This window comes from Kribbella sp. NPDC002412, assembly GCF_053592935.1.
Window position 1 is genome coordinate 1 of the sequence record NZ_JBSFBL010000003.1, and the last position, 21,526, is coordinate 21,526.

At 68.9% G+C, this 21,526-nt stretch carries 21 protein-coding genes; 13 read left to right on the forward strand and 8 right to left on the reverse strand.

The features are described from left to right. The 3 genes from ACWCOV_RS03150 to ACWCOV_RS03160 form a co-directional block, all read left to right on the forward strand. Nucleotides 1–1,609, forward strand: a 1,609-nt coding sequence (locus ACWCOV_RS03150) for an ATP-binding protein (protein WP_449827567.1), incomplete at its 5' end; no start/stop codon positions are given. 340 nt (nt 1,610–1,949) lie between these two features. Beyond that, complete coding sequence (locus ACWCOV_RS03155; protein ID WP_449827568.1) at nt 1,950–2,324, forward strand: hypothetical protein; 375 nt, start codon at nt 1,950–1,952, stop codon at nt 2,322–2,324. 21 nt (nt 2,325–2,345) lie between these two features. Further along, nucleotides 2,346–3,503, forward strand: a complete 1,158-nt coding sequence (locus ACWCOV_RS03160; RefSeq protein WP_449827569.1) for a hypothetical protein — start codon at nt 2,346–2,348, stop codon at nt 3,501–3,503. Here ACWCOV_RS03160 and ACWCOV_RS03165 read toward each other — a convergent pair. After that, nucleotides 3,491–4,459, reverse strand: coding sequence for a helix-turn-helix transcriptional regulator (locus ACWCOV_RS03165; protein ID WP_449827570.1), 969 nt, complete (start codon nt 4,457–4,459; stop codon nt 3,491–3,493). The genes ACWCOV_RS03160 and ACWCOV_RS03165 overlap by 13 nt on opposite strands. 100 nt (nt 4,460–4,559) lie before the next feature. On the opposite strand from ACWCOV_RS03165, the gene ACWCOV_RS03170 reads away from it, so the two are divergent. The 3 genes from ACWCOV_RS03170 (at nt 4,560) to ACWCOV_RS03180 (ending at nt 6,115) form a co-directional block, all read left to right on the forward strand. After that, the gene (locus tag ACWCOV_RS03170) at nt 4,560–4,955 is read left to right on the forward strand and encodes a RidA family protein (protein ID WP_449827783.1); all 396 of its coding nucleotides are present in this window, start codon (nt 4,560–4,562) and stop codon (nt 4,953–4,955) included. Between the two features lie 69 nt (nt 4,956–5,024). Then, nucleotides 5,025–5,501, forward strand: a complete 477-nt coding sequence (locus ACWCOV_RS03175; RefSeq protein ID WP_449827784.1) for a DUF488 family protein, N3 subclade — start codon at nt 5,025–5,027, stop codon at nt 5,499–5,501. A gap of 68 nt (nt 5,502–5,569) precedes the next feature. Continuing rightward, complete coding sequence (locus ACWCOV_RS03180) at nt 5,570–6,115, forward strand: hypothetical protein (RefSeq protein ID WP_449827571.1); 546 nt, start codon at nt 5,570–5,572, stop codon at nt 6,113–6,115. Nucleotides 6,116–6,124: 9 nt separating this feature from the next. Here ACWCOV_RS03180 and ACWCOV_RS03185 read toward each other — a convergent pair whose 3' ends face one another. Both ACWCOV_RS03185 and ACWCOV_RS03190 read right to left on the reverse strand, forming a co-directional pair. Continuing rightward, nucleotides 6,125–6,892 carry an META domain-containing protein gene (locus ACWCOV_RS03185; protein ID WP_449827572.1) on the reverse strand — a complete coding sequence of 256 codons (768 nt, stop codon included), beginning with the start codon at nt 6,890–6,892 and terminating at the stop codon, nt 6,125–6,127. 33 nt (nt 6,893–6,925) lie between these two features. After that, nucleotides 6,926–7,597, reverse strand: a complete 672-nt coding sequence (locus ACWCOV_RS03190) for a TetR/AcrR family transcriptional regulator C-terminal domain-containing protein (RefSeq protein WP_449827573.1) — start codon at nt 7,595–7,597, stop codon at nt 6,926–6,928. A gap of 53 nt (nt 7,598–7,650) precedes the next feature. Here ACWCOV_RS03190 and ACWCOV_RS03195 point away from each other — a divergent pair, with 53 nt between their 5' ends. The 4 genes from ACWCOV_RS03195 (at nt 7,651) to ACWCOV_RS03210 (ending at nt 12,131) form a co-directional block, all read left to right on the forward strand. Beyond that, nucleotides 7,651–10,389: a LuxR C-terminal-related transcriptional regulator gene (locus ACWCOV_RS03195; protein ID WP_449827574.1), complete on the forward strand. Its 2,739-nt coding sequence runs from the start codon at nt 7,651–7,653 to the stop codon at nt 10,387–10,389. A 100-nt stretch (nt 10,390–10,489) separates the two neighbouring features. After that, on the forward strand, nt 10,490–11,158 hold the full coding sequence (locus tag ACWCOV_RS03200; protein WP_449827575.1) for a hypothetical protein: 669 nt from the start codon (nt 10,490–10,492) through the stop codon (nt 11,156–11,158). Then, nucleotides 11,155–11,901, forward strand: coding sequence for a DUF2306 domain-containing protein (locus ACWCOV_RS03205; protein ID WP_449827576.1), 747 nt, complete (start codon nt 11,155–11,157; stop codon nt 11,899–11,901). The genes ACWCOV_RS03200 and ACWCOV_RS03205 overlap by 4 nt, the downstream gene beginning before the upstream one ends. Nucleotides 11,902–11,903: 2 nt before the next feature. Further along, complete coding sequence (locus ACWCOV_RS03210; protein WP_449827577.1) at nt 11,904–12,131, forward strand: hypothetical protein; 228 nt, start codon at nt 11,904–11,906, stop codon at nt 12,129–12,131. Between the two features lie 195 nt (nt 12,132–12,326). Here the strand turns inward: ACWCOV_RS03210 and ACWCOV_RS03215 are convergent, their stop codons facing one another. Further along, nucleotides 12,327–13,247 (reverse strand): alpha/beta fold hydrolase, encoded by a 921-nt coding sequence (locus ACWCOV_RS03215; RefSeq protein WP_449827578.1) that lies wholly within the window; start codon nt 13,245–13,247, stop codon nt 12,327–12,329. 122 nt (nt 13,248–13,369) lie between these two features. Between ACWCOV_RS03215 and ACWCOV_RS03220 the strand changes: the two genes are divergently transcribed. Further along, nucleotides 13,370–14,023 (forward strand): SMI1/KNR4 family protein, encoded by a 654-nt coding sequence (locus ACWCOV_RS03220; protein ID WP_449827579.1) that lies wholly within the window; start codon nt 13,370–13,372, stop codon nt 14,021–14,023. A 404-nt stretch (nt 14,024–14,427) separates the two neighbouring features. Beyond that, entirely contained in the window at nt 14,428–15,273 is an 846-nt protein-coding gene (locus tag ACWCOV_RS03225; protein ID WP_449827580.1) for a peptidylprolyl isomerase, read from the forward strand. Between the two features lie 198 nt (nt 15,274–15,471). Here the strand turns inward: ACWCOV_RS03225 and ACWCOV_RS03230 are convergent, their stop codons facing one another. The 3 genes from ACWCOV_RS03230 to ACWCOV_RS03240 form a co-directional block, all read right to left on the reverse strand. Further along, nucleotides 15,472–16,623, reverse strand: coding sequence for a glycoside hydrolase family 76 protein (locus tag ACWCOV_RS03230; RefSeq protein ID WP_449827581.1), 1,152 nt, complete (start codon nt 16,621–16,623; stop codon nt 15,472–15,474). 77 nt (nt 16,624–16,700) lie between these two features. Then, a complete protein-coding gene (locus ACWCOV_RS03235) occupies nt 16,701–17,921 on the reverse strand; it encodes a SpoIID/LytB domain-containing protein (protein ID WP_449827582.1) in 1,221 nt (406 codons plus the stop codon). After that, nucleotides 17,918–19,495 carry an N-acetylmuramoyl-L-alanine amidase gene (locus tag ACWCOV_RS03240; protein WP_449827583.1) on the reverse strand — a complete coding sequence of 526 codons (1,578 nt, stop codon included), beginning with the start codon at nt 19,493–19,495 and terminating at the stop codon, nt 17,918–17,920. The genes ACWCOV_RS03235 and ACWCOV_RS03240 overlap by 4 nt, the downstream gene beginning before the upstream one ends. A 175-nt stretch (nt 19,496–19,670) precedes the next feature. Between ACWCOV_RS03240 and ACWCOV_RS03245 the strand changes: the two genes are divergently transcribed. Further along, complete coding sequence (locus ACWCOV_RS03245; RefSeq protein WP_449827584.1) at nt 19,671–20,510, forward strand: hypothetical protein; 840 nt, start codon at nt 19,671–19,673, stop codon at nt 20,508–20,510. A 58-nt stretch (nt 20,511–20,568) separates the two neighbouring features. On the opposite strand, the gene ACWCOV_RS03250 is transcribed toward ACWCOV_RS03245, so the two are convergent. Beyond that, nucleotides 20,569–21,495, reverse strand: a complete 927-nt coding sequence (locus ACWCOV_RS03250; RefSeq protein WP_449827585.1) for a hypothetical protein — start codon at nt 21,493–21,495, stop codon at nt 20,569–20,571. Nucleotides 21,496–21,526: the final 31 nt, after the last annotated feature.

The following is a 21,526-nucleotide window of genomic DNA, read 5'->3' on the forward strand; positions in this document are numbered from 1 at the left end:
CTACCTGAACATCGCCAAGATCCTCGACGTCGCGGCCCGCTCGGGCGCGAACGCCGTACACCCCGGTTACGGCTTCCTGGCCGAGAACGCCTCCTTCGCCCAGGCCGTCCTCGACGCCGGGCTGATCTGGATCGGCCCGCCGCCGTCGGCCATCGACGCGCTGGGCGACAAGGTGAAGGCCCGGCACATCGCCGACAAGGTCGGCGCCCCGCAGGTCCCCGGCACCCCGAACCCTGTCGCCGACGCGTCCGAGGTGGTCGCGTTCGCGCAGGAGCACGGGCTGCCGATCGCGATCAAGGCGGCGTACGGCGGTGGCGGTCGCGGCATGAAGGTCGCCCGGACGCTCGAGGAAGTGCCGGAGCTCTACGAGTCCGCCGTACGCGAGGCCGTCAGCGCCTTCGGACGCGGCGAGTGCTTCGTCGAGCGGTACCTGGACAAGCCGCGGCACGTCGAGACGCAGTGCCTGGCCGATGCCCACGGCAACGTCGTGGTCGTGTCCACCCGGGACTGCTCGCTGCAGCGCCGGTACCAGAAGCTGGTCGAGGAGGCGCCGGCTCCGTTCCTGTCTGCCGATCAGCTCGAGACGTTGTACTCCGCGTCCAAGGCGATCCTGCGCGAGGCCGGGTACGTCGGGGCCGGGACGTGCGAGTTCCTGGTCGGGCAGGACGGGCTGATCTCGTTCCTCGAGGTGAACACCCGGCTGCAGGTCGAGCACCCGGTCTCCGAGGAGGTCACCGGCCTGGACCTGGTCCGGGAGATGTTCCGGATCGCCCAGGGCGAGGAACTCGGGTACGACGACCCGGTCGTGTCAGGGCACTCGATCGAGTTCCGGATCAACGCCGAGGACGCCGGTCGTGGGTTCCTGCCGGCGCCGGGAACGCTGACTCGGTGGCACGCGCCGTCGGGGCCTGGTGTGCGGCTGGACGGTGGGTACGACCAGGGCGAGACGGTGCCGGGTGCGTTCGACTCGCTGGTGGCGAAGCTGATCGTCACCGGTCGCGACCGGACGCAGGCGCTGGAGCGGTCGCGGCGGGCGCTGCGTGAGTTCGTGGTGGAGGGGATGCCTACGGTCATCCCGTTCCACGCTGCCGTGGTGTCGGATCCGGCGTTCGTCGGTGACGACGGGTTCAAGGTGCACACGCGGTGGATCGAGACCGAGTACGACAACCAGGTCCCGCCGTACGACGGACCCGTCGCGGAAACCGTCGAGCCGGCGGAACGCGAGAAGGTCACGGTCGAGGTCGGCGGGAAGCGGCTGGAGGTCGTGCTCCCGGCCGGTCTCGGGGCATCTGTTGTTGCCGGTGGCGGTGCGGCCGGCGGTGGCGCCGGCGCTGGCGCGAAGAAGAAGCCGGCGCGGCGCGCGGGTAGCTCGGGGAAGGGCTCTGCTGCGTCCGGTGACTCGCTGACCTCGCCGATGCAGGGCACCATCGTCAAGATCGCCGTCGAGGAAGGCGCGGTGGTTGCCGAGGGCGACCTCATCGTCGTCCTGGAGGCGATGAAGATGGAACAACCCCTCAACGCGCACAAGTCCGGCACGATCGCCGCCCTCACCGCCGAAGTAGGCGCCACCGTCACCGCCGGCGCCATCCTCTGCGAGATCAAAGACTGAAGACCCGCCCCGGCAACTGAAGGAACCGCCCCAAAGGACACCGCTGCGCGGCGGCTGTTCCATCGCCGCCTCCGGCGGGGTGCACACACCGCCTCACACGCAACCCGGGACGGCGCCGACAACTGCCACCCGCGCAGGCGTTGGAAGCGGACACCGCTGCGCGGCGGCTGGTCTGTTGCCGCCTCCGGCGGGTGCGCGCGTCGCCGTCACGCGCACCAGGGTCTGCGCCAACAACTGCCGGCCGCGAAGCTGGGGCGGGGCTTGCTGGCCGACTCTCGCCGTGCGTCGGACGGGTTTGAATTCGGGTGACCGCTGGTCGTAGGGGCGGCAGGATGGGTGGATGTTGAACCAACCGGATGTCCGTCGCCGACTGGGGGAAGGTGCTGCGGCAGCCTTGCGGGGTGACCGGGTGGTGTTGGACGCGACCGCGTCTTGGCTTGCCTCGTCGACGGCGCGTGAGTTGTTGCGGATCGACTTTGACGCCCGCCAGGTCCGCTACGAGGGGCCGACGATGGGGCAGTCGGAACGCTGGAGTGATCAGGTTCTGGCGAGTCCGCTGCCTGTCGTGGCGGCACTGGCCAGCATGCACCCTGACGGCTATCTGCGTGAGCGGGCCGTTCGGTCGTTGGCCACGTCTCTCGATCCGTTGAGCGATCGCGCGCTGGCGGTCCGAGTGACCGACCACGTCTGGGTGATCCGCGAGACGGCCGCTTGAGAGGTGCTGCGGCGAACTTCGTTGGATCAGGCCGACCACATTGTGCCGCTGTTGCATCGGATCGAGCAGCGCGGCCGAGGGGCTGACGTCCTGCCGTTGAACCTGCAGGCGCTGGTCGCGGAGTACGGCGAGGCGGAGGTGTGGGCCCGCTTGCGGATCGCCGGCGACCGCGATGTCCGGCGCGTTGCCGTCCGTCACAGCTTCGAAACCGGACTGATCGGACTGCAGGAGGCGGTCGCGTTGTTCCCCGCAGAGAGGGACCCGGTCGTCCGTCGACGGTTCATGCGTGTCATCGCCGACACGGCAACGCCCGATGTCATCGCAGGAGTGATGCTTCGCAGCCGTTCCGCCGAGAGTCGCGCCATGGGTTTGGTGAAGCTGACGGCTGCGGACCTGGATCCTGCCGACGTCGAGCGGCTCCTGGTGGACCCCTCGGTGCTCGCGCGGCTGTGGGCACGACGTCGCTGGCAGGAGATGGGTCGCGCCCCAGCCGCCACCTATGCCGCAGTCGCGCGTTCCGCCGCCAAGCCGATCGTGCGCGCTCGCGCCTACACCGGGCTCGCCGAGACCGGTACGGCGATCGAACGCCAGGAGATCCTCGATCTCGTCCACAGCGCAGAACTCCCACTGCGGAAAGTCGGCCTGTCATTTCTCCAGGGGCGTGCCACAGCCGACGACGTCCCGCTGTTGCTCTCCTATGTGGCCGGCGATCATTCTCGGGTGGCACGGCTCGCGGGCGAGGTCCTGACCCGCAGTCCCCAACTGTGGACCCTCTCCGACCTTGCCCGGCTCAAGGCGGCAGCGGATGCCGAGCTTCGTCGCCGGGCATGGTGGATCCACCGACACCGCGGCGGCTGGGAAGCAGTCATCGCCGATCTCGAACTCCTCCGCGACCCGGACCCAGCGTTGGCAGCGGTCGGTCGGCAGTTCGTGCCCCCGATGTACTTCCAGCCGACCGACGTACAGCGACAGCGCATCGCGGACCTGCTCGCCACGGCATCTCTCAACCGCAACCAACGTCTCACGATCGCTGTGGCCGCTGGACTCCCGGAGTTCGCTGACACGATCAAGGCGCAGAGGTCCGTACCGGCGCCGACCTCGGCATCGGCACCAGCCGCGGCTCGCCGGCCGTGGTGGCGTGTCTTGAACCGGCAGGCGGCCGATTCTCAGGATTCGTAGTGGGTGGCTAGTGCCGTGGCTCGGTTGTGTAGGGCGGTGCGCAGTGAAGGGGGAGAGAGGGCTTCTGCGTCTGTGTTGAGTTGCCAGAGGGCCCATTCGGCGTGGCGGGTGTCTTGGAAGGTGGCTTCCAGGCGTAGCCAGCCGTCTGGGTCGGGGGTTTCGGTGAGGACGGCGAGGGCGGTGTTCGCCAGTTCCTCTCGTCGGGTCGGCCTCATGCGGAGTAGCACGGTGATTTGGTCGCCGCCGGCGCGGAAGCGGGTGCTGCGTTCCTGCCAGATCTGGTCGAGGTCGACGGTGTCCGGTCGTTGTGCCGGTTCTGTGAGTTCCTCGGCGGCCAGGATTCGGGACAGCCGGTAGGTGCGGTCCGCGCCGGACGTGGTTGCCAGCAGGTAGCCCTTGTCTCGTACGGTGACCAGGCCGATCGGGTCGACCGTGCGCCATTTCGGGGCGCGGTTCACCGCCGCGTAGTGGATGCGCAGCTTGTGGCCGGCGGCGACAGCGCGCCGTACCTCGATCATTGTGGTGTCGGGCACCTCGTCAGCAGTCAGCCGGCGGGAGAGCAGGTCGGTCTCCGGGTCGACGAGGAATCGCTGGGCGGCGTCGCTCGCGGTGGCCCGGTGGCTTTCGGGCAGGGCGTCGACCACCTTGCGCATGGCTGAGGCGAGCGCCGAGCCGAGGCCGAACACCTGCTCGCCGCGTTTCGTTCCAGCGGTCAGCAACGCAAGGGCCTCGTCGTGGTTCAGCCCGGTGAGCTCGGTCCGGAAGCCTGGCAGCAATGCGAACCCGCCGTGCCGGCCGCGTTCGGCGTACACCGGGACGCCGGCCGCGGACAGCGCCTCGATGTCACGCAGCACGGTGCGGGTGGACACCTCGAGCTCACGGGCGAGCGTGTCCGCAGTCAGCCGACCGCGCTGGCGCAGCAGCAGCACCAGCGAGACCAACCGGTCGGCGCGCATGCGAAAACTCTACCGGAATACACGACACAGGGTGTCGTGATTGGTTGGAAAGCTCCTCGACGTACGCACCACCAACGGATCGAATGGAGCTGATGTGGCACTGCAACGAACGGCGGTCAACCCGGTGAAGTGGTCGGTGGAGCTGGGTTTCAACCAGGGCGAGATCGTCTCCGGCCACACCCGGACCCTGTACTGCTCCGGTCAGACCGCGATGGACGGCGACGGCAAGCCCCAGCACGACGGCGACATGGCGGGCCAACTGGCGCTGAGCCTCGACAACCTGGAGGCCGTACTCGTCGAGGCCGGCATGTCCCTCGCTGACCTCGTCCGCCTCAACGTCTACACCACCGATGTCGATCTGCTCTTCCAGCAGTACGGCGTACTCGCGTCGCGGCTCGGCGCCGCCGGGGTGGCGCCGACCACCACGATGCTCGGGGTGACCCGGCTCGCGATCCCCGGCCAGCTCGTTGAGCTCGAGGGAACCGCCGTCGCGTGATGGCTCAGCTTCTCGTGCCGGTTGAACCGGCACGAGAAGCTGGGAGACAGGTGATTCCCAGTGCTCAGAATGGTGACAATCGGCGTCTACGACTTCGACGCCGAGTCCTTCCTGCAACGGCTGCTGGACGCTGACGTCCGGCTGCTGCTCGACGTACGCCAGCGCCGCGGTGTCCGCGGGCCCGAGTACGCCTGGGCGAACTCACTCCGGCTGCAGGCTGCCCTGGCCCAAGCCCAAATCGCCTACGAGCACCACCCCGAGCTCGCGCCAACCACCGAGCTACGCCAACTCCAGTACGCCGAAGACGACCGCCAAGGAGTCGGCAAACGCTCACGCCGCAAACTCGCCCCCGCCTACATCCACCGCTACACCACCGAAATCCTCGACCACGCCGACCTCACCCCACTCGTGTCGTCCCTGTCGACCGGCGAAGTCGCAGCCCTCCTCTGCGTCGAACGCGACCCAGAAGCCTGCCACCGCTCCCTGCTAGCCCAACGCCTGACCGAGCAGTACGACGCCACAGTCGAACACCTGCGCCCACGGTGACGGACGCGACCTGTCGTAGCACTCGAACGCGTTGGCGTGCTTATCTGAGAAGGGTGGAGGTGGTTGGTGTGCGGTTTCGGGAGATTCCATCGACGGCGTCGCCAGATCTGCCGGTTGTTCGGCAGTGGGTCGAGCGCAATCCGGGCGCGCACGCCAGGCTCACGGAGACCGTCGAGCACGGCGGCGATCGGGTGGTCCTGGTGATCAGCGTCCCGGATCACGACGAGATGGTGCGGGCGCGAACCGAGATCGTTCCGCTCGTGCAGTTCCCTGAGTTGTTGCGCTTCAGGCGCTGGCAACCGTCCGAGCAGGAGACCGAGTGGACGCTGCAATGGGTGCTTGGCCTCATGCGCCGGCAGGAGGATCTCCGGCTGCGGACCAAGGTCACCTCGACGGGACCGCATCATGTGTCGGGGCTCGTCATGATCACGCTCGACCGCGTCGACCCCGGCTACGCCGCCGAACTCGAAGCCCGCGGCAACGGTCTCAGTTACGTCCTGCCCGACCCGGAGAATCCTGTTCCGCTGTCCGTTGCGCACGGTTGGTCGCCCAGAGACCGAGTCCCGGACGCACCAACTCCGACCTGGGTCACGGTGGAGAAGCCGCGTGCGTAGTTGACCGTCTCAGTACTGGTGCTGGGGGCCGGCGGTGAGGGCGAGGCCTATGCCGGTCGGGGTCAGGAGGGTCAGGCGGTTGTAGTCGATGGCGTAGGTGATCTTGGCCGCGAGGGTGGTCAGGATCGCGGTCTCCACCTCCGCGGTTTCCCCTGTGCATGCGCGGTCGGTGGGGACGACGGTGCAGGTCAGCTCTGTGCCGGTGCGGGTGACGGTGCCGGAGAGCTCGTTGCACCCGGTGGAGCCGGTCAGGCGCTCGCCCTCGAAGGTGAGCCATGCCTCCTCGGCGTGATGGTGGTACTGGAACAGGTCGCCGTTCGTGATGGTGCTGACGAGCTTCCATCGGACCCCGTCGAGCGGGAAGTCGGGCTCAGCGATCCGTCTGTCCAGCAGCGTGATCGTCGTACCGGCCGAGGTGAGGGTGAGTTGGTCGCCGTTCAGGTGCCAGCTGGGTCTACTCATCAGGAACTCGCACAGCCACGCGTCCTGGGCCCGGAGCGGCGGCTTGCAGCCCTTCTGGGTGCCGCCGAATCCGTCGATCCACAGCCTGCCGCCGGTCAGCAACTCGCCGGATGGGACGGCCGCGCCGAGTCTGTTGCAGCCGGCGAACGCCCGGAGGACGTCGTACACGCGTGGTCCCTCATCGTTCAGGTTGGGTACTTCGGCGAACTCCAGCCGCACGCGCGTGTTCGAGACCAGCTGCTTGGGATTGCCGTGCTCCGTCACCGCGGTGGACAGATAGGTCTTGCCCATCGGTGAACCACTCGATCCGCCCATCCTCGGCTCCTCTCCAGGTCCATGGTGACCAGCTCAGTGGGTGAGGTGGGATTCGAGGCCGGTGAGGATTGCTTGCAGGCCGAAGGTGAAGGTGGCGTCGGGGGCGGCGGTGTAGTCGGTGGCGGCGGGGGTGTTGAGGCGTTTGCGGAGGGTTGGGTAGGCCAGGGCGATCTCCTTGGCCTGGGTCATGGTTTGTTCTAGGGCCTGGGCGGGGTCTTGACCGGCTCGGGAGAGGCGGCGGGTCAGGGAGACCTGGGCGGCTGAGCCGAGGGCGCTGCCGGCTACGTAGATGAAGACGGTGGCGGCGGCGCGGTCGGCGTCGGTGGGAGTGAAGCCGGCGTTCTCGTAGAGGGCCAGGGTGGCGTCGTCGTAGCGGGCTTTGCCGGGGCCGTAGAGGAGGTAGCTGCCCAAGGCCTGGCCGTACCAGGGGTGGCGCATCAGCATCTCGTGGAGGCCGGTAGCCAGTGCGGCGGCGGCCTCGCGCCAGTCGCCGTCGAGGTCGGGGAGTTCGATCTCCGTCCAGATCGCATCTCCGGCGAGGCGGACAAGCTCGTCCTTGGTCTTCACGTGCCAGTAGACGGCGGTGGCCGCCGTACCGAGCCGCTCCCCCAGGGCGCGCATGTTCAGCCCGTCCAGGCCTACCTCGTCCAGCAGCCCGATCGCGGCCGCAACGATCTGCTCCACGGTCAGCGTGTTCCTCGGCATACCGGGCAGCTTAGTTGCACTAAGTTCAGCGACGGCGACTTATCATCCGTAGGGTGTCGACACCGGTGCTCGCCACGAAGCTGTTCCCACCCGCCAAGCGGCCCGAGGTGGTCGCCCGCCCCCGGCTGGCCGACCGGTTGGACCGCACGCTGCACCCCGGGCACCGACTCACCCTGGTCTCCGCACCGCCGGGCTTCGGCAAGACCACGCTGCTCAGTGAATGGGCGAGGTCTCAGGAGCACATGGGCTGGCTGTCGCTCGACGAAGGCGACAACGACCCCGCACGCTTCATGGCACACCTCTCGGCAGCCCTCTCCCGCCTCGGCCTCGACCTGGATCCTGACGCACTGACCGCCGCATCCACCCCGGCCGCGCTGGTTGCCATAGTCAACGAACTCATGGAACGGCCCGACCACGCGCTGCTGGTGCTCGACGACTACCACGTGATCGATGCACCCGAGGTGCACGAGGCCATGACCTTCCTCCTCGACCACGCGCCGGACCATCTCCATCTCCTGGTGGCGACACGCACCGATCCGCCGTTCCCGCTGCCGCGACTGCGCAGTCGCGGCCAGCTGACCGAGGTACGCGCCGCAGACCTCCGCTTCGCGCCGACCGAGGCCGCTGAGTTCCTCAACGATGCGATGGGCCTGCAGCTCGGCGAGGACGACGTACAAAGGCTGGACGAGCGCACCGAAGGCTGGATCGCCGGCCTCCAACTCGCCGCACTCTCACTCCGCGGTACGGCGGACCGCGCAGACGTCGCCGAATTCATCTCGGCCTTCACCGGCAGCAACCGCTTCGTCATCGACTACCTGGTCGACGAGGTTCTCGCCCGCCAGAGCGCCGACGTACGTGACTTCCTGCTGCGGACCGCAGTCCTCGACCGGCTGACCGGTCCGCTCTGCGACGCACTGACCAGCAGGACGGACGGCGGCAAGACACTGGCAGATCTGGACCGCGGCAACGTCTTCCTGGTCCCGCTGGACGCCGAGCGCTCCTGGTACCGGTACCACCACCTCTTCCGCGACGTCCTCCATGCCCGTCTGCTGGCGGAGGCCCCCGACGAGGTCCCCACACTGCACCGGGCAGCAAGCGCCTGGTACGCCGCACATGACCTCGCCGCGGACGCCGTACGACATGCTCTGGCCGCCGGTGACCACGACCGTGCCGCCTACCTGATCGAGGAGGCGCTGCCGCAGGTACGACGCGCCCGTCAGGACAGCCTGCTGCTGGAGTGGATACGGTCGCTGCCGGAGTCCGTCGTACGGCGAAGCCCTGTCCTCAGCATCGTGTCCGGCTGGTCGCAGATGCTGGCCGGCGACCTGGACGGCATGGAGCGCCGGCTCGATGACGTCGAGGCGGCGCTCGCGGCCGGTGCTCGCGACAAGGCGCTTGCCGCGACGTGGGCTGACACCGAGGATCTGCGCACCGCACCGGCGACGCTGTGGGTCTACCGTGCCGCGCTGGCGCAAGCGAGAGGCGACGTACCGGCCACTGTGCGCCATGCGCGGCACGCACTCGAGCTAGCCGGCGCTGAGGACCACTTCGTGCGCGGTGCGTCGGCTGGGTTCCTTGGGCTTGCTGCGTGGGCGACTGGTGATGTGCCGGAGGCCTTGTCCACGTTCTCGGAGGCAGTGCGCAGTCTGCACGCGGCAGGGAACCTGGTCGACGAGCTGGACAGCACGGTGGTGCTCGGCGACATGTGGATCAGCGCCGGGCGTCCGCATTGGGCGCGGCGGCTGTACGAGGAGGGACTCGCGGCTGGCTCCGGACCGCCGTACCCGCGAGCCGCCGCCGACCTGCACGTGGGGCTTGCCGAGCTGGACCGTGAGCTGAACGACCTGGCCGCCGCGGAGGAGCACCTGGAGACCGCACGGGTCCTCGGCGAGCACGGCTCGATCACTGAGAACCGGCACCGCTGGTACGTCGCCATGGCGCAGGTGCACGCGGTCAGGGGCGACTATGCGTCGGCCAAGCAACTACTCGACCAGGCCGCTGACCTCTACCGGCCGGGCTCCTACCCCGACCTGCGGCCGATCGCCGCGATGCGAGCCCGCTTGTCCATCGCTGAGGGCGACCTCGATGCAGCCGCGGAGTGGGCGGAGCTCCACGTCACCACTGCCGACGAAGCGTCGTACCTGCACGAGTACGAGCACCTCACCCTCGTCCGGCTCCTGCTGGCGCGCCACCACCGGGACTCGTCGGCAGCACTGGACGATGGGCTCACTCTCCTGCACCGCCTGCACGCCGCAGCTGAGGCACACGGCCGCGGACTCGACGATGCGAAGCCGACTCGCGCCGGCAGCCTGCTCGAGATCGGCATGCTGCAGGCACTAACCCTGCACGCGCGCGGTCAACAGGCGGAAACACTGGCCGAGCTGAACCGAGCGCTCACCGCCGCCCCGGAGCCGGACGCGTACGTGCGCTTGTTCCTCGACGAAGGCGCACCGATGCTCGCCCTGCTGCGCGACGCGGTCTCCAGCGAGTACGACGTACTGCAGCGGCACGCCCGACGCCTCCTCGACAGCGTCGACGACCGCGTACCGGTGATCCAGGCGAGCGGGGCGCCCGCATCCCACGCAGCGGCGCCGCCGGCGACCACGCTCAGCGAGCGGGAGCTCGACGTACTGCGGCTGCTGGCCAGCGAGCTCACCGGTCCCGAGATCGCCCGCCACCTGTTCGTCTCGCTGAACACCCTGCGCACCCACACCAAGCGCATCTTCACCAAGCTCGACGTCAACACCCGCTCCGCCGCAGTACGCCGCGGCCGCGAACTCGGCCTGCTGTAACTGTCACATCGTCAGTCACCAGATGTGGTGACGCCTGGTCCCCACCTCGCGGCCTACGTTCCGGACATAGCCAAGCACCACCGGAACCAAGGAGCCGATCATGACCATCACGCCAGTCACCCTCACCCGGGCCGCCGGGGCCGCGGCCGCCACTGCCGGACTGATCTTCATCGGCGTCCAGATCGGCCACCCGCACCTGGACGCCACCTCCGTCGCCACGACCGAGGTCGTCGTACGGAACACCCTCAAGGTCGTGATGGCGGTGCTGGCGCTGGCCGGCATCACCGGCATGTACTTGAGCCAGGTACGGCGGAACGGCCTGCTGGGGCTCGTCGGCTACGTGGTGCTCAGCGTCGGCTACCTCGCCATCATGTGTACGACGCTGACCGCGGGCTACCTGCTGCCGGCCATCGCCGACACCAACCCCGGCTTCGTGAACGACATCATCGCCGTCTCCAAGGGCGACACTCCGACCGGCGACGTCGGCCTGTTCTCGACCGTCGTACGCGTCCAAGACATCGGCTACCTGGCCGGCGGCCTGATCTTCGGCATCGCCCTCTTCCGCGCCCGCGTCCTCACCCGCTGGGCCACGCTGCTCCTGGCGGCCGGCGGCGTGGTCACCATCGCCCTCTCCTTCATGCCAGACGCCTTCTACCGCCTCCTCGCCTTCCCCAACGGCATCGCCATGCTCGCCCTCGGCTACTCCCTCTGGCGCACCACCCGCACCACCACACCCCAACCCGCCACTGTCACCGCAGGTGCAAAATGACCCAGTACGCCGCCTCTCACATCCGGCCCGCGCCGCATCGCACGCGGCGCGGCCGGGAGGGCTCGAGCTGGCGGGTTCCTACCGCGCTGCTTGCGCTCACGATCTTTCCGCTCGTCGCGGGATCGCTCCGACTTCTCGAGTTGGCCGGTGGACCGCAGGTGCTGCCTACCAACCCGCGGGTCGACGCCTCGCCTGCTCCAGTCGTCGTCCACGTTGTCTCCGCCGCGGTCTACGCGGTCGCCGGCGCGTTCCAGTTCCCAGCACGGATCCGTCGCCGGCACCGCATTTGGCACCGTCGAGCCGGCCGCCTACTCGTCCTCGCCGGCCTGCTCGTCGCGGGCTCCGGACTGTGGATGACGCTCTTCTACCCCGGCGCTCCCGGCGGCGACCTCCTGTGGACCGTCCGCCTCGTCGCCGGCTCCGCGATCGCAACCAGCCTCGTCCTCGGGTTCACCGCCGTACGACGCCGTGACTTCGCAGCCCACCGAGCCTGGATGATCCGCGCGTACGCCCTCTCGGTCGCGGCCGGCACCCAGGTCTTCACCCAAGGCCTCGGGGAGGGCCTCTTCGGAACCACCGACCTGAGCACAGCCCTCTCCGTCAGCTCCGGCTGGCTGATCAACGCCGCCGCAGCCGAGTGGATCATCCGTCGCCCCCGGATCCGCCGCGCGCGAGTTCTCAGATCAAGCCGCTCGAGCGTCCGCCGACCACGGCAGGCGCCAGCCGCAGCCGAGGAGTCCTGACCATGCCATCCCCTCCCAGAAGCTACGAACTCCGCATCGACGGCCACCTGGACCACCACTGGTCAACCTGGTTCGACGGCCTGACCCTCACCCACGAACCCGACGGCACCACCACCCTGCACACCCGCCTGACAGACCAGGCCCACCTACACGGCCTCCTGACCCAGATCCACAACCTGGGCGCCACCCTCATCTCAGTCACCCCCACCCCCTGTGGCTCCAGCACCTGAAAGGACACCGCTGCGCGGCGGCTGTTCTGTCGGCCGCCTTCGGCGCAAGGCGCGGACTGTTGCCGGGTGGGATGTGGTTGGCACCGGGAGACTGTGCCGGCGGCTGACTTGTCCGCCGCGCACCAACTCCGCCGGCGAGGTCACAGGTGCGCGGTGGCGTTCAGTTCGCTGCCTTCAGTTGTAGACCGCGGTGGTTCACGTGGCCAGGAGGTCGCCGCAGAAGGTGCGGATGGCTCGGTTGACTGTTTGGGGGCGTTCCCAGGGCATGAAGTGGCCGGCGCCTTTGACCCAGAACGGGCCGAGGGCTTCGGGGAAGGCGAGTGCGCATCGTTGTTCGATGTGGTTGCGGATGGTCACTTGGTCGGTGCCGATCAGCAGCAGGGCCGGCTGATGGACCGGTCGGTCGATCATCTCCGGGGCCGACAGGGGGCGGGTGCCCATGACGACCTCGTAGTCGGCGAAGGAGGCGCGCAGCCGGGCCGCGTCGCCGTACGGCTCGGTCAGGAAGGCCAAGTCGTCGTCGTCAAAGGCATCAGGCGGACACCACATGCGGTGCCCGTAGAACTCGGCCACATAACGCCGCCGCTGCTCGGGTGTCGCAAGCTCGGCGATCAGGGCGTCGGCGTCGCGACCTTGGCGGCGCTGGTAGTCGTAGACGGCGGGTTTGGGATCGATCGGTGGGATGCCCGCGGCCGCGAACGCCTCACCCAGGTCGGGCATCGAGTCGTCCAGGATCACGAGCCGGTCGACACGGTCGGGGTGGCGATTGGCCATGTCGATGGCGATCATCGCGCCGAGGTCATGTCCGGCGACGACCGCGCGGTCCCAGCCGAGCCTGTCGAACAGACCGATCAGGTCGGTGTTGAACGCGTTGAAGTCGTAGAAGTCGTCGGGCGCAAAGTCGGAGTCGCCGTACCCGCGCAGATCCGGCGCCACGACATCGAACCCCGCCTCGGCCAGCGGCACGAGATTGTGCGACCAGATACGGCTCGTACACGGGAACCCATGCACGAGCAGCAACGGCACGCCACCGTCCCCACGCCGCCGCACCGCCAACTGGTGCCCTTGCCCCACTTCCACCCGCACCGGCGCAACGACTTCAGCAGGAAGAACCATGCAACCTGGTCTACACGATCCCCGGTCCAGCACTCCACGCCGTACGCCGCCCCCGAATGCAGCCAGGTCAATTCACTGCCCCTCCAAGTGCACCCGCCGCACGTGAGGTCCAGGATGTGCCCGTGGAACGACCGGTACCGGAGTCCTGGGCAACCATCACCGACTGGCTTCAGCAGCATCTCCCCGATGCCTACGCGAAGCTCCAGCCGCCCGCGTCGTGGAGCAGCATCTCCGCCGTACGCGCCGGCATGGGGCGTCGGCTGCCGAGCGACTTGATTGCCTGGCTCAACATCAACAACGGCGTCAAGGTCCGCGGCGGGTTCGGCAACATCATTCCGGTTCTCCACACGCCGCTGCCGTGCGAGGAGATGCTGGGACGGCGTGACATGTGGCGAGGTGTGTACGCCGAGTCGGACCGGCCCGGTGAAACCCAGCCGGCCGGCACCCGCACCGCCGAGTGGCTGGACGGATTTCTCCCGATCGGCGACTCCTTCACCGACGTCGAGCTCTTCGTCGACCTCCGCGACGGTGACCTCCATGGCTGTGTCGGGCAGTTCGACGCCGACGGCGATTTCGACATGCCGCATTGGTTCAGCGTCGCCGAGATGCTCGCGGACACCGCCGACGCACTGACCCTCGACCAGCCGGCCCTGCAGGACCTGGGCCGCAGAAGGTACGCCGCCATGCCCTGGGCACCACCCCGCGCCTGGCACCCGTACATCGACGACGGCCGCCTCCGCTGGAACCTGGTCGACCTCGCCCCAGCCCCTGAGTAGCTCTCCCCGCCCCGGTCCTCGTCTGTCACCGCCGCCACCACACTCACCCGGCGCCAACCACACCCCGCCCTACAACAGCCCGCGCAGCGGTGACCTTGCAGCCACCACCACATTCCCCGGCGCCGACCACAGGCCACCGGGCAGCAGGCCCCGCACACCCGCCGGAGGCGGCCAACACAACAGCCACCGCGCAGCGGTGACCTTCTCCGCCGCCACCACACTCCCCCAGCGCCAGCCACACCCCACCCGACAACACTCCGCGCCACCCGCCGAAGGCGGCCAACAGAACAGCCGCCGCGGAGCGGTGTCCTTTGGGGCGGGTCAGGTTGTTCTCGCGGATTGACAGACAGTTCTCAGGTTGACGCTGTAGGTTCCCTCCAGACATCTCGTGAGGAGGGTTCTGCATGTCCAAGAAGACCCATCAGCAGCAGCTGGCGGCGCGGAAGGCCAAGCGGCAGGCTGAACGGGAGGCCGAGCGGCGGCGGCAGCGGCGGAACGTGACGGTCACCGTCACCGCTGTGGTCGCGGTGGTGGCGGTCGTGGTGGGGGTCTTCATCGTGGTCGGCAACGGCGATGAGGACACGCCCGCCGCGTCGAGCGCGAGGACGGAGAACATGCCGAAGAGCATCCCGACCGCGCTCGCGGCGGCGCCGAAGCGGGCGACGCCGCTGCCGGCGGAGGTGAGCTGCACGTACAAGAAGGGCAGCGAGGCAGCGAGCAAGAAGGTGAACCCGCCGGCCGACGGCAAGGTGAAGGCGTCGGGTACGTCGAAGGTCAGCCTCGACACGTCGATCGGCGACCTGCAGGTGACGCTGGACAGCGCGCTCGCGCCGTGCACGGTGAAGAACTTCCTCAGCCTGGTCGGGCAGAAGTACTTCGACAACACGAAGTGTCACCGGATGACGGTCGGCGAGGGGCTGCAGGTGCTGCAGTGCGGCGACCCGAGCGGGACCGGGAGCGGCGGGCCGGGGTACAGCTTCGCGGACGAGGTGTTCCCGACGCTGAAGTACGGGCGGGGCACGCTGGCGATGGCGAACTCGGGGCCGAACACGAACGGGAGCCAGTTCTTCATCGTGTACGGCGACGGGAGCGGGCTGTCGCCGGATTACACCGCGTTCGGGACGATCGACGAGCCGAGCCTGAAGCTGATCGACAAGGTGGCCGAGGCCGGCGTGGTGCCGCAGAACGGGCCGACTGATGGTGCCCCGGTCACCCCGGTGGACATCAAGACAGCTTCCGCCGCTGCCTGAGGAAGAACAAAGAGCACGCCCGGTCGCTCCCCAGCGGGAGCGACCGGGCGTGTTGTTGGTTGAGCCGGGTGCCTGTCCGGTGGCTGGCGTTACAGCGCGGGCGGAGCGCTGCCACCGCGCAGCTCCCGGTTGTCGGCGGGCGCCAGCAGCTCCACGTGAGCAGTGGAGACGCTGACGGCCTGCTGGGATCTCCCCGGACTACGCGAGGAGGTTGTACTTCGAGCGGGGCCAGGCGAGCAACGCGTAGATCTGGGCGATGCCGGATTGTTCGAGCAGCTGCACCGGGCCGTCGACGAAGTGGTAGAGGCCGGTGGCCGGGTCGCGGGCTTCGGTGTAGGCGCGGTCGGCGTAGGCCTGCATGGTCTGCTTGTAGCGACTGTCCGGCGCGACCGAGTCGAGGATCAGCAGGTTCTTGAACCAGATCGAGTTGAACCGGGTCGGCTGCTTCCAGAGCCGGTCGTCCTCGGCGTAGAAGGCGAGGGACGCGTTCGCCACCGACTTGGCGTCGTTCAGGTACTTCCGGTCACCCGTTGCCTTGTACAACAGTACGCCGGCCCCGAGCATCACGCCCTGGTTGTAGCTCCACTGCGTCTTCTCGATGGTGCCGGCCAGGTCGATGTGGTCCCAGTACAACCCGTTGGGCGCCAGCATGCAGTCCTGCGTCCAGTCGTACATCCGCTTCGCCCAGTTCAGGTACGAGCGGTCCCGCGTCAGCAGGTACAGGTGCGCGCCGAGCTCGGCGCCCGGACCGTTCGACACCGTGTTGCGGTCCTGGCTCCACGGCGCCTGGGTCCAGAAGACGCCGCCCGCGCACGGGTGCGTCGGGTCCGTGTCCCAGCCGTGCACGACGAGCGCGAAGATCTCCCGGGCCCGGGAGAGCGACGCCTTGTCACCGGTCCGCTTGTAGTGCTGCACGAGGTGCAGCCCGATCCACTCGTTGTCGTCGTAGAACTTGTCACCGCCCTGGCCCAGCGGCGGACGCACGTACGAGTCGTACCCCTTCGGCGTCGTCTCAGCGTTCCAGTACGGCTCGTACGCCGCGATCCGGCGGTCGGCCTCCTTCGACGCCTGGATGCCGGCGCCGGGGATGCCGGCCAGGTTCTCGGCCGCGATCGCCGCCTGCGAGTACGGCCAGACGTAGGCGTACGGGTTCGGGTGGGTGTTCGGGTACTCCTCGAGCAGGAGGTTCTGCCCGGCGTCGAAGTACTTGTTCAGGGCCTCGTACGACGCCTTGGCGCGCGCCGCGTTGCTGGTCACGGCATCAGCTCCGGTCACGTGCAGCGACCCGAGTACGGCGACTGCCAGCACCCCGGCCGCAATCCTGGTTGATATACCAAATTTCCTGCGCATCGACCTGCTCCTCCTGGGCGGTGGCGGTTGACATCGATGTCAAGTTCTAACCGGAGCAGGGGAATCGCGTCAATGGCTCAGCGCCCGGCAGCTTCATCCGGCTCAGTTGGTATATCAAGAGGACTGGGCACGACCGCGAACCAGGACGAGCGCAGGTGCAGCCGCCCGCGGAGCTGATCGCCGGTCAGCACCCGCCGTCCCTTCGACCCGACCGCTTCCAGCGTGAGCACCCGGCCCCCGCCCGGTCCGACGCCGGTCCGCTTGAGCACCCGCACGCTCCGGATCGACCCCACGTCGAACGCGGCCTGCATCTCGGCCGCCGTCCGGGTGACCGTCCAGGTCACGTTCGGGTTCCCGTTGCCCGGGTACGCGTCCCAGCCGTCCAGCTTCATCACCTGGTACGGGATCGGCCCGGTCGCCGTAGCACCGCCGTTCGACGAGGAGAACTCGGCGATGATCGGCTTGCCCTTGTAGAACCGGACCTGTCCCGCGGTCGCGGCAATCGCGGAGTTGGTCGACGCCTTCTCCGAGTCGTAGCCGCCGTACACCTGGCAGGAGATCGTGTCGCACAGGTCGTACGCCCGCTTGGTCGCCCGGCCACGATGGAAGGCCGAATAGGTGCGTGCGGCAACGGATTGCGCCTGCAGCGCCGCCGGACGCCAACTGGACAAGGCCTCTCGCGGTACGACGCCCCGCAGGTAGTGCTCGAGCGACAACACATTCACCGTGTCGAGGTGCGCCCCCGGTACGTCGATGGCCCGCAACGCGCCGCGATACCGCCGTACGGCGCCACTCGGCAGCACCAGCCCGGTCACCGACGCGCCCTCGAACTGCGTCATGCCGCGAAACGTCATCCACAGCGTCCACTTCCGGGTCTTCGCGTCGTACGAGCTGACCTTGGTGCCGTGGTCGCCGTACGGGTCGATCGACCACTGGTTCCGGGTCGATGCCTTGGGCAACGTGTAGACCTTGCCGGTCTTCAGGTCCCGGACCTTCAGGTGGTTGACGGTGCCGACCCGGACCCCATCGGTGGTGTCCGCGCTGATCCGGACCCGGATGCTCCCGGTCGCCTTCCCGGTCGTCGTGCCCGGGTAGTAGAAGTCGAGGATCTGCTGCGCCGACCTCCCCGCGATCGCCGCGCCCTGGGCGCCGTACTGCGACATCCCGCGCCCGTGGCCGAATCCGCGGCCGCTGATCGTGGTGTCCGCGGCCGCGTCCGGCCCGATCACCCGCGCCTCGGCGGTCGCGCTGATCAACGTGAAGCTGAGGACGACGGCCGCGATCGCGCGCTTGTTCATCGGACGCTCCGGTACTGGACGTAGACCTTCCCGCGGTGCTGGTTGTAGGTGAGCCAGCCGTGCTGGTACTTCTGCCGCAGGCCGCCCTTCACCTTGTACATGTCGGTGATGGGCAGCCCGAGCCGCGACCGCTCCGCGCCGAGAGCGGCGTACCGCGCGTAGATCAGTCCACCCACCGGGCGGGTCCCGATCGCCTTCGACCAGTAGAGCGCGCCGTTGCGGAAGTACTGCACCTTCGTGCCGTTCACGCTGTTCCGGAACTCGGTCGTCGGCAGCCCGAGCACCGTGTCGGGACCGAGCCGGCGGTACCGGGCCCGGAACACCCCGACGGTCGAATGGGTGCCGGTGGCAACGGAATTGAAGACGTCCCGGGTGGCGAAGTACGTCGCCCAGCCGGTCTTCGTCCGGTGCTCGCCCCAGAACGGCTGGCCGGTGTGCCGGAAACCGATGCGTTTGGCGAAACGGTAGATCGGCGTCGAGACGCTGCCGCCGATCAACACGTTGACCCGTTGCTTCAGCCAGCCGAGCTTGCCGTACAGCTGGTTGCCCGGGCAGGCCGTCGCCTTGGTGTCGCGATGACCGGACACCGTGTGCAGCCGGCTGCCGGCCAGCACGATCGTCGCCAGCGGCGAGCGGTAGTTCGCGTCCAGCTTCCAGGCGATCACCCGGGCGGTCTTCTCCAGCATCGCCTGGCTCGGCGCCGTCTTCTCGTAGTTGCCGATCAACGCCACCCCGAACGAGTTCGCGTTGAACGAGCCGGTGTGCGCGCCGAGCACCGGCAGCTGCGCACCGCCGTACCGGCCCTCGAACGCACGGCCGAAGCGGTCGACCAGGAAGTTGTAGCCGAGGTCGCACCAGCCGCGACTCTTCACGTGGTACGCGTACATCGCACGCACCATCGCCGGGACCTGCGTCCGGGTGTAGTCGTTCCGGTCAGCGGTGTGGTGGACGAACGCAGCCTGCACGGTGGTCGTGTACTTCGGACGCGCACAAGCCTTGCCATTGTGGCTGCGCAGCCGCTCGTCCGCACCCCACGCCTTCCGGCTCACCATCGCCGGCATCGGGTACGGCGCTCTGGTCGCCTCGGGCTCCAGGCTTTGCAGGGCCGGCTCGTCGGCGTCGGTCGCGAGTACGCCGGGCTGGATCAGCACCACCTTCGCGTCGGCGATCGTCGCACCACTGCCTGTCACCGCACTGGCCTGCACACCGGTCGCATCGCCGACCCACAGCGCCTCAGTGCCCGCTCGGGTGCCTTCCGCCGACGCCGGATCGGGGCCGTGCTCGTCCTCGACGGTCAGCCGCTGCCACTCGCCCCACTGGCCGGCCCGCAGCACACGCACGCGAGCCTGCACTGCCTGGACGCCGCTCGGCCAGGTGACTCCTACCATCGCGAACGGCTTCGTCTCGGCCGCGATCCTCGGCCCGTCGATCGCCAGTTCCTGGTACGACGCCTCGGCCGGCGCCGGCGCCGGCGGGGTCGTGGGAGGGACGGACTGCAGATCCGGCAGGACCTGCGGGGCGGCGAGGGCGAGCCCGGTCACCGCGAGCGTCACGAGTCGGGAGGTCTTGCTCATCGCACTGCCTTCCGGCGGAGGTACAACGGTCGCTGGGCGGCGGTAATCGATTATGCGCGCTCGGTGACCGCATTCCCGGGATTGCGTCACCCTGCGTGGCGTCCGGATGTTGAGGGCTTCGGTAGGCTCTGGGTAAAGCCCTGCGAGACAGCCCTAGAGGCAGAAGAGGCCCGTCATGGAACTCATCCTGATCATCGCGCTCGTGGTGATCGCCGTTCTGGCATACCGGTCGTACCGGCGGACCCAGCTGCAGAACCGCCAGCAGCACGAGATCACCGCCGCCGAGCTCGAATCGGTCAAGCGCACCGCCGACGAGGACATCACCAGGTTCGGTGAGGAACTGCAGGACCTGGACCTCGACATGGTCGGCAAGGACCTCGGCGACGGGGCCCGGCAGGACTACCAGCGCGCCTTGGACGCCTACGAGTCGGCCAAGGAAGCGGTCGGCAAGGTCACCCAGGCCGACGAGATCAAGCACGTGATCGAGATCCTCGAGGACGGCCGCTACGCGGCGGCGTGCGTGCGCGCCCGGGTGAACGGCGAGCCGCTGCCGCAGCGCCGCCCCTCCTGCTTCTTCAACCCGCAGCACGGCCCGTCCGTCGAGGACGTGACCTGGGCGCCGCCGGGCGGAGCGCCGCGTGAGGTGCCGGCCTGTGCGGCCGACGCCGAGCGGGTCCGGGCCGGCGCGGAGCCGGACGTCCGCAAGGTCATGGTCGGCCCGCAGCGGGTTCCGTACTGGGAGGCCGGCCCGGCCTACTCGCCGTACGCGCAGGGCATGTTCGGCGCCCTCGGCGGTGTGATGACCGGCATGTTCCTCGGCACCATGCTCGGCGGCATGTTCGCCGGCGGCGCGTACGGCGACTACGCCGGCGGTTACGAGGGCGGCGGCGAGGGCGGCGACGGTGGTGGCGGCGACGGCGGGGGTGACGGCGGCGGCGACTTCGGGGGCGACTTCGGCGGCGGCGACTCCGGCGGCTGGGACTTCGGCGGCGGCGACTTCGGCGGCGACTTCTGACCCGAACGACCGAGCCCCGGCGACCACCACGGTCGCCGGGGCTCGTTCTGTTCGTGGGCTACTCGCCGAACAGGTCTTCGCCCTCGCCCGTCATCGCGTAGTGGGTGACGCCAGGGAAGGGGGTGGGGACCTTGCCGAGGCTTTCGATCACCGTGGCGGTGCCGTTGGCGTGGCCGACGGCGTACAGGTAGGCGCTGTCGGTGTCGTGATCGACGGCGGTCAGCAGTGTGCCCTGCCGGCCGCACTTGGCGGCGACGATCGACTCGAACCCCTGCCAGGTCCGGGTCCGGACCGGCTTCACGATCGGCTTCATCGGGGACGTCAGCGGAATCCGGATCGTGTAGAGCGCGCCGCCGCGGGTGGTGGCCAGCAGGGTGTCATAGGTGCCGGTCTCGCTGATCAGCGCCATCGTCTTGACCGCGGCGAAGCCCGGGTACGAGCCGAGCGCCTTGAAGCCGTTCGCGTTCCAGCGGAACAGCACACCGTCGTCGCGCAGGCCGTAGAAGTAGTTGTGCGGCTTGCTCACCCACCAGGCGTCGGACTCCTCGATCTGGGTGAACCGGTCCCAGCCGCCGCCGATCCGCTTCGAGCTGACCACCGGCTCCGGCTCGACACCGTCCCAGCGCACCTCCGCGCCGTACAGGCCGGTGCCGCTGATCACCTTGCCGTACCACCACGACTCCGCGGTGACCGCGCTGTAGTACCAGGTCGAACTCTCCTTGACCGGGAACAGCCTGACGGGGTCCTCGAACGGCGCCGCGGTCGGTGGCCGGGTCGCGACCACGTCCGCCCCGCCGGTGTTCCCGACCGCGTCGAACGCCCCGACGTACATGCCGCACGGGTTGGCCGCCGTACCGGCCGCCACCTTCGGGGGCCCTGCTTTCAGTTCGGGCCCCGGCTTCGGCGGGGTCGCGCTCGCCGGGACGGCGGCCGCGCCGGCCAGCAGCGCGGCCGCGATCACGGCGGAGACTCGTTTCAAGCTCATCGGTTCTCTCCCCTCTCTTGCTGAGCTTGAT